Source organism: Succinivibrio dextrinosolvens (assembly GCF_900116345.1).
GTDB classification, from domain to species: Bacteria; Pseudomonadota; Gammaproteobacteria; order Enterobacterales; family Succinivibrionaceae; genus Succinivibrio; species Succinivibrio dextrinosolvens_B.
In genome coordinates, this window is record NZ_FPAH01000071.1 from 1 (window position 1) to 8,081 (window position 8,081).

At 40.7% G+C, this 8,081-nt stretch carries 6 protein-coding genes; 1 reads left to right on the forward strand and 5 read right to left on the reverse strand.

The window, feature by feature from the left end; genetic code table 11:
- Window positions 1–522: 522 nt before the first annotated feature.
- The 5 genes from BM308_RS12810 to BM308_RS12830 form a co-directional block, all read right to left on the reverse strand.
- Window positions 523–1,215 carry a lysozyme inhibitor LprI family protein gene (locus BM308_RS12810; protein ID WP_074945748.1) on the reverse strand — a complete coding sequence of 231 codons (693 nt, stop codon included), beginning with the start codon at window positions 1,213–1,215 and terminating at the stop codon, window positions 523–525.
- 372 nt (window positions 1,216–1,587) lie between these two features.
- Window positions 1,588–2,838: a cysteine desulfurase NifS gene (gene nifS, locus BM308_RS12815; RefSeq protein ID WP_074945750.1), complete on the reverse strand. Its 1,251-nt coding sequence runs from the start codon at window positions 2,836–2,838 to the stop codon at window positions 1,588–1,590.
- 15 nt (window positions 2,839–2,853) lie between these two features.
- A complete protein-coding gene (nifU, locus tag BM308_RS12820) occupies window positions 2,854–3,810 on the reverse strand; it encodes a Fe-S cluster assembly protein NifU (RefSeq protein ID WP_074945752.1) in 957 nt (318 codons plus the stop codon).
- Between the two features lie 41 nt (window positions 3,811–3,851).
- On the reverse strand, window positions 3,852–4,310 hold the full coding sequence (locus BM308_RS12825; RefSeq protein WP_074945754.1) for an Lrp/AsnC family transcriptional regulator: 459 nt from the start codon (window positions 4,308–4,310) through the stop codon (window positions 3,852–3,854).
- On the reverse strand, window positions 4,307–6,757 hold the full coding sequence (locus tag BM308_RS12830; protein ID WP_074945756.1) for a heavy metal translocating P-type ATPase: 2,451 nt from the start codon (window positions 6,755–6,757) through the stop codon (window positions 4,307–4,309). Before BM308_RS12830 ends, BM308_RS12825 begins: the two co-directional genes overlap by 4 nt.
- Before the next feature lie 351 nt (window positions 6,758–7,108).
- On the opposite strand from BM308_RS12830, the gene BM308_RS12835 reads away from it, so the two are divergent.
- Window positions 7,109–8,035, forward strand: a complete 927-nt coding sequence (locus tag BM308_RS12835) for an Rpn family recombination-promoting nuclease/putative transposase (protein WP_177214458.1) — start codon at window positions 7,109–7,111, stop codon at window positions 8,033–8,035.
- Window positions 8,036–8,081 lie beyond the last annotated feature (46 nt).

The following is an 8,081-nucleotide window of genomic DNA, read 5'->3' on the forward strand; positions in this document are numbered from 1 at the left end:
TAAGGATGAGTTACAGAATAAGGACGAACTATAGCCAAAAAGTGATCCTGCCCTAGGGCAACTGCTCCTGTCCGAAGGTATAATTGGATTAGCTTCCAATATATTTTTATTGTCTGAAAAGAAATCAAAATCAGGCAGACAATGCCTGATTTAACAATGAGTTACGATTGAAGTTCCGCAATGGACAGCGCCAGTCAAAAAGTTTTACAGAATGATTGACATCCGAGGTGTCACCATATAGCCTGTGGAGCTGACGGCTCTGTTATCTGATTTAGAAATAAATGGGATAGCAACCAGCAGTGTTGAAACAGGAATTAGGTAGAAAACCTATAAATTTATAGATATTGGTATATTTTTATAGGTTTTTATAGATCCAAACTAGCGGATTTCTTAAACTGAAAAAGCTTAATAATGCATAGAAATTACAGAAATAACGAGGAAAAAAGGCAGTAACAGGAAAATCAAAGGATGTGATCTGAAACAGACCACATCCTTGACTGGGGAATTCGTGTAGCTTAAACACTATTTTTCATTTTCAATAAAGGAACTGATATTCTTTAAGACCTTCAGCTGCTTGATAAGTTCCTCATTCCAGAAATCCTTCTGCATTCCATTGCTAGCCTGTATGACACTCTGTCCGGTGAAGGATTCCATAAATTTGTAACTGTTTTCTCTATAGGTATTCCAGGAGTCCTGCATATTAAACAGCGCATCATCACAGCCGCGCTCTTTACATTGAATCTTGAGCTGATTGTAGGTAGTTGAAAGTTCCTCATTCACCATTTTTTCTACAGTACTTGCACAGTCAGCGGCTTCTGCAGATGACACAGAATCCAGAACACAGTTTCTGAAAAAGAGTCCTTCTCTTGGATCTGCTTCAAGACGATAACCTACAGGTACAAGAATGTCAGTAGTACCCTCCCTGTAATCCTGTCCGAACAGACTTTTTACGTAGAAATTTATCTGAGCAGGATTCTTACCGGCAAAGATCTGTGCCTGAAGCGCAGCAATCTTCTTTTCATCCACCAGACCTTTCTGGTAGTTATCCAGGAGAGTCTTTAGTTTTTTTACCTTATCTTCCTCTTCCAGAATCTGGCTTTTCAGCCGGGCAACAAAATATTCGTTATCATAAGCTTCTTCTTCAGCAAATGACATGTTTACAAATATGGAGCTGAAGACAATCACAGAGCCAAGCAATAGATTTTTTCCAGACATACTCATACCTCATATTTTGTAAAAAATACAAAGGGGGGTTTTTAGATAATAGGTTCAAATCCGGAACGAGGATGAGGAGAGTATCACATTATTTTTTGTTATTAAGCTGTGAATAAGCGTGATATAAATCACTTTTTATCAGTTATTTTTACCATCTGCAGATAAAGTGCCTTGTATTTACAGAGAAAAAAATGAACAGCAAAACTGTCTGTCAAAAAAAAATTTGAAAAAGATTGACAAAAAAATTAGTGTTTTTTTGGAAAAAATGGCAGGTAAAGCAGATTAAAGGCAAGAAACAGAAAAACAGAAGGAATAAAAAAAACTTAAAGAATGTGATCTGAAAAGTTTCAGATCACATCTTTAACTTACAGCTTAGGCTCTAACTTCCTTGCTGTCGGCATCAAACTCATGGTCAAGGCCCTGAATCTGAGGCTTGCCCTCCTTCCAGTATGGAGACATACTGCGAAGAGTTGAGATGATCTGAGGCAGAACCTCTAGGGTCTTGTTGATTTCCTCTTCAGTGGTGAAGCGGGACAGAGAGAAACGAATGGTTCCGTGAGCTGCTGAGAAAGGAACATTCATAGCTCTCATCACATGAGATGGCTCAAGTGAATCAGATGAACAGGCTGAACCTGATGAAGCGGCAATTCCGTATTCATTGAGCATTAGCAGAATAGCCTCACCTTCAACAAACTTAAAAGCCACATTCAGGGTATTATCGGTACGTCTTGACTCATCACCGGTAACAAAACACTCTGGGATTGATGACAGAATGCCCTGCTGCAGCTTGTCACGCAGAGCTTTAACTCTTGAGCTTACATCCTCAAGATGCTTCTTGGCCAGCTCACAAGCTACACCTAAACCTACAATATATGGTACGTTCTCAGTACCGGCACGACGACCGCGCTCCTGATGACCGCCCTTCATGAAAGGAATGAAACGTGTACCTCTGCGGACGTACAGAACACCGATACCCTTAGGAGCGTGGATCTTATGTCCTGAGAAGGACAGCATATTGATCTTGGTATTCTTCAGATCTACAGGGATCTTGGATACAGCCTGAACAGCATCGGTATGGAACATAACACCGTGCTTGTAGGCAATTTCAGCAAGCTCAGGTACAGGATAGATATTACCGGTCTCATTATTTGCCCACATTACTGAGGCTAAGGCAGTCTGAGGAGTCAGAAGACTCTCAAATTCATCAAGATCGATATCTCCCTTTCCAGAAACCTTCAGGTACTTGATGGTAGCACCGTGAGAGGCCAGAAAATCACAGGTCTGCATAATTGCAGGATGTTCAACAGGAGTAGTGATAATTTCTGTCTTGCCCTTCTGTGACCATAGAGCAGACCATAAAGCAGTATTGTCAGACTCGGTTGCACAGGAGGTGAAGATGATCTCATCAGGATGCTCGGCACCTAAAAAATCAGCAACCTGTTCACGGGCCTTTTCAATAGCCTTTTCAACCGGTACACCGTAACCGTGCTGAGAAGAGGCATTTCCGAAGTAAACATTAAGGTATGGAAGCATTGCTTCAACAACCTTGGGATCAATCTGAGTAGTAGCGTTATTGTCCAGGTAGATACCGCCCAGACCTGCGCCTAAATCCATTGTATTCATTATTATAAAATTCTCTTATCTGGTAGTTACGTTGATCTGACGACCGGTTCCGTCTGTTAGCTTCTGCTTTAGATAGCCAAGGGTCATATCCTTCATCATACCTGATGAGGCTGGACCTTCGAGCTTAACAATAACATCGGCACCGGAAATAGCATCAAGCTCAACCTTTGAACCGTCAGTTAAACCTTCACTGACTTCCTTTAGGATCTTGATTACATCCTCATAGATTGGAGATGATTTAGTCTTCTCGTCGATCTGAGCATTTACAGCTGCGCTTGCACCCTTAGCTGAGGTTACAGTACCGATAGAGCTGAAAGCTGGTGATGAAGTTGTTGAGGTTGCAACTGTAATTGATGGTATTGGGGTTGGAGCATGACCAGGACGTGGTACACCGCACTTTTCAAGATCAACCCAGACCTCATCGATGATCTCTTCGATTCTCATCTTGCAGCTGCCACAGCCACCGCCTGCCTTGGTATAGTTGGTAACTTCCTCAACGGTGGTCAGATGGTTTTCCCATACAGCCTTCTTAATCTTGTTGATACCAACACCGAAACAGTGACATACCAGCTCACCGTCATCATGAGAATTTTCGTAGGACTGTCCATGATAGTTGGCAATTGCAGCATCTAAAGCTTCACGGCCCATTACAGAACAGTGCATTTTCTCCGGAGGAAGACCGCCAAGATAATCAACAATCTCCTGATTGGTGATCTTTTCAGCTTCCTTTAAAGTCTTACCCTTCAGCATCTCGGTTAGAGCTGATGAAGAAGCAATAGCACTTCCGCAGCCGTAAGTCTGGAATGAAGCATCCTCAATAACCTCGGTTACAGGATCAATCTTAAGCATCAGTCTTAATGCATCACCGCAGATGATTGAACCAACATCGCCAACGGCATTGGCATCCTCAATAACACGAGCATTGCGTGGATGCAGGAAATGATCTTTAACTTTATCTGTGTAATCCCACATAGGACTTTCCTTCTAAATTAAGATGTACTATTAACAAATTTTTAATTTTTCTTTTCAAAGTTCAAAGGAACTCTGTTTATAAATTCTTTTTTCAGAATAATGCTGATTCTGCACTGACCGAAATTCTCTTCAAGATACAGCGCAAAATTATTCAGCTGAGAAATACTCCTGAATGAGGCTATGGCCATGTAGGAATATTCATCGGCAATCTTCATGCAGGCACTTACTGCAAGAGCACTTCTCATATACTCAAGATATGCAGAAATACTGTCAAATCTTACCTTGGTATAAATCAGAGCCTCAACCTCAAGTGCAAAAGCACTGTCACTTAAGGAAACAGTATAGCCTCTTATCACACCAGCCTGCTCTAATCGTCTGATTCTAGCAGATACAGCAGGAGCTGAGAGTGAACATTTCTCGCCTAAGTCTCTTAAGGAAAGACGGCAGTCCTCTCTTAGAGCGCACAGCAGCTGTAAATCAGAGGAATCCAAATCTATCATTTTATATCGATTACCTTAAAACCGGCACTTTCAACGGCAGCCTTTAACAGGGGATCTGAGGAATCATCTGTAGTATTAAGGGTAGCACATTTATCCTCAAGACTTACCTCAACATCACTCACATTAGGCAGAGCTTCAAGGCTTTTCTTTACTGAGGAGGAGCAGTGATTACACATCATACCTTCAATACTGATGGTCTTTTTCATAAAAACATTCTCCTTTATATTTTCAGGACTGTCGAATTTTAATACGGTAAGTCTCAGGGCATTGCTGACCACACAGACAGAGCTGATTCCCATAAGTATAGAACACAGCATTGGAGAAAGTGTGATTTTAAAAGCCGGATATAACACACCGCAGGCTACAGGAATAGTCAGAACATTATATACAACAGCCCAGAACAAATTCTGCCTGATGTTTCTCATTGTTGCACGAGAAATCAGAAATGCATTGTAGATATCTGTAATTCTTTCCTTTAAAAGGATAACATCACAGGAGGATAAGGCAATATCCATTGAGCCTTTAAGACCGATACCCACATCAGCCTGAGAAAGAGAGGCTGAGTCATTGATACCGTCTCCAACCATGATCACTTTCTTTCCCTCTGACTGAAGAGCTTTTATCCTGTTAAGCTTATCCTCAGGAAGCATACGGTAGGAATAATCGGAAATACCTAGCTTATTTGCAATCTGCTCTGCAGTATTCTCAGCATCTCCGGTCAGCATCAGAGTTCTGACAGAGGCAGACTTAAATCTTGAGATAAGATTGGAGCTCTCTGCTTTCAGAGGATCAGCCAGAACAAAAAATGCAATTGCATGAGAGTCATCAGTCAAAAAGACAACACTGGAGCCGCCCTTCTGGAATTCTTCAAGCTTATAGCCAACATCAGCAGTAAGACTGATTCCAAGCTTATCTAATAGTTTTTCATTGCCGACATAATACTTCTTTCCACCTATCAGAGCATTTACTCCAAGGCCTTTTTCAAAGCTAAAATTCTCCACCTCAAGAAGAGTAGCAGAAGGAGTATAGAAAGCTCTGGCTATAGGATGAGAACTTCTGCCCTCAATGGAAGCTGCATATAATGATGCAATATTAAGCGGAATATTCTCATCAAGACATTCTTTGGCAACCACACTCACGGTACCGCAGGTTAAAGTTCCGGTCTTGTCAAAGGCAATCACCTCAGAACGTCCTAAAATCTCCAGAGCCTCTGGGGATTTGAAGATAATTCCCTCTCTGGCAGCTCTGCCGGTACCAGCCATAATGGCAACCGGGGTGGCTAGTCCTAAAGCACATGGACAGGACACAACCAGAACACTGATTGCAAAGGATAATGAGCGAGAAAACTCTGCCGATAAAACAAAGTACCATACAATAAAAGTCAGAGCTGCTATTGCAAAAATAACCGGTACAAAATATGAGGCTGCCACATCTGCAATTCTTGCAATAGGCACCTTGGTCTGGGCTGTGTTTTCCACCATTCTTATAATCTTTGATAAGGTGGTTTCCTCTCCAACCTTTTTAACCTCAACCTCAAGATAACCATCAAGGACAAAGGTTGCCGAACTAACTACATCTGATAGCTCTTTTTTAACAGGACGGCTCTCTCCGCTCAGAGCACTTTCATCAATATGGGCAGAACCTGAGGTAACCACACCGTCTATACCGATTTTGTCTCCAGCCTTTAAAACAACAGTATCCCCTATGGACACAGAATCAATAAGTACTGGAACAACTTTTCCGTCACGCTTTACACTGACAGATTTAGGGGCTAAATCGTAAAGAGCACTCACTGCAGATGAAGTACGGTGCTTAGCTCTGTTTTCTATATACTTACCGATAGCAACAAAGGTTAGTATTCCTGCAGCACCTTCAAAGAATACCGGATGAGCAGATGAAAGGACTTCAAAGGAATCAGTCAGTTCAACATTTAAAAGAGAAAATACTGAATAAATAAAGGAAGCTGCTGCACCTGTTGACACCAGGGAGTCCATATTGAAGCCGCCGTGCTTTAAGGCCTTTAGCGCACTTATAAAATACTGTTTCTGCAGAATGCCTACGATTAAGGACATTGCGCCCTGAAGACAGCCATTAATAAAACCATTATGAACAAGATGCAGAGAAAACATATGCCCCATGGAGAGAAGCATTATGAATACAGTTAGAGTAAGAGAAATATATAGTCTGACACGAATCTGTTTAAGTTCAGTTTCATCATCCAAAAACAGATTGCCCTGCTTTGAAATCACAGCTTCATAACCAGCGGAATCTACAGCAGCAATTACATTCTCATCTGATACAAGAGCATCATCAAAAACAACAGAACAGGTGTTTTTCATAAGATTAACACTTGCTCTGGAAACACCATTGATACCACTGACGGCCTTCTCTACTTTCGAGGCACAGGCGGCACATGACATTCCTTTAATCTGATAGCTCTTTTCCATATCAATAATTCCTTAAAATTCAGGGAATATATTAACTTATGTTTCACAAAAACGAGCACAACTGATAATTATTTTTATCCAAAATAAGAGACAGAAATCCAGTATTAAAGATTTAATTATATTGGTTATTGTTATACTGACCAAAACAGTAGCACTTACTAGAGACGAGCTTTATCAGAAAAAAATCTGAAATTCGAAAAATCAAATAGTTATCCGGAATTCACGAAAAAATGGATATGCTTACGGGAAGGCCTGAAAAATTGTCATTTATGATTTTCTTTCAAATTTTGTTTTTATTTGGAGAATTCTAAATGTCAGAATCAAATATAGATATACGCAAAAAGAAAATCTTTGACGAGATTGAGGGCTGCAGGTCACATCAGTACTACCAATGATGCTTTTGCCAAGAAACTGTTTTCACATAAGGATATTCTTATCGATTTTTTAAATGCGATATTACAGAGAGAATCTGATAATCTGATTACCGACCTAACGTATACAGATACAGAGCAGCATGCTGAATACTCCTATGAGAAAATCTCCAGACTCGACATCTGCTGTACTCTGGTATCAGGAGAGAAGATAGATATAGAGGTTCAGGTTGCAAATGAGCCATCATGGATAGGAAGGAGTCTTTTCTACTGGGCAAAACTCTATACTGGTTCGCTGCTAAAGGGAGAAACATACGATGAACTTAAACCTGTTATCTGTATCAATTTGCTCAAATTCAATATTTTTGAGAACGATTCAAAGCAGAATCCTCACTGTACTGCTAAAATCTGTAATATGGATGACAGAGAACCGATTACACCTCTTCTGGAGCTGCATTTTCTTGAGCTTCAGAAGTTTAAAAAGAAGAAAATCTCTGAAATGAGTCGAGCTGAAAAGTGGCTGGCCTATTTTTCTGGTAAGCTTACCAGAGGAGAGGAAGATGCTATGCAGCGAGACCTAATTCTAGGAAAGGCAATCGATATAAGGAACAGCTTTATGAAAGATCCTGAAAATTATGCAGCTTATCTGAACCGCGAGATGGAAATACTTGATTATAAAAGTATGATGAAGCATAAATTGGAAGAAGGCGAGAAAAAAGGTCTAGAAAAAGGACGAGCAGAAGGTCGAGAAGAAGGTCGAGAAGAAGGTCGAGAAGAAGGTCGAGAAGAAGCGACAATTAAAATCTTGCGCAATCTTATAACAAACGGACATAAAGCAGATGATGCACTAAGACAGATGGGAATACCAGAATCTCAATGGGAATCTCTAAAAGCGAAGCTAAAGTAACTTCTTGAATTGAAGAAAGCAGAAATCAGACGAACATGAGGTTTAT

Bases quoted from the DNA above. Each gene is read 5' to 3' on its own strand.
- nifS (WP_074945750.1), bottom strand. From the start codon at position 2,838: ATGAATACAATGGATTTAGGCGCAGGTCTGGGCGGTATCTACCTGGAC.
- BM308_RS12810 (WP_074945748.1), bottom strand. From the start codon at position 1,215: ATGTCTGGAAAAAATCTATTGCTTGGCTCTGTGATTGTCTTCAGCTCC.
- BM308_RS12825 (WP_074945754.1), bottom strand. From the start codon at position 4,310: ATGATAGATTTGGATTCCTCTGATTTACAGCTGCTGTGCGCTCTAAGA.
- nifU (WP_074945752.1), bottom strand. From the start codon at position 3,810: ATGTGGGATTACACAGATAAAGTTAAAGATCATTTCCTGCATCCACGC.
- BM308_RS12830 (WP_074945756.1), bottom strand. From the start codon at position 6,757: ATGGAAAAGAGCTATCAGATTAAAGGAATGTCATGTGCCGCCTGTGCC.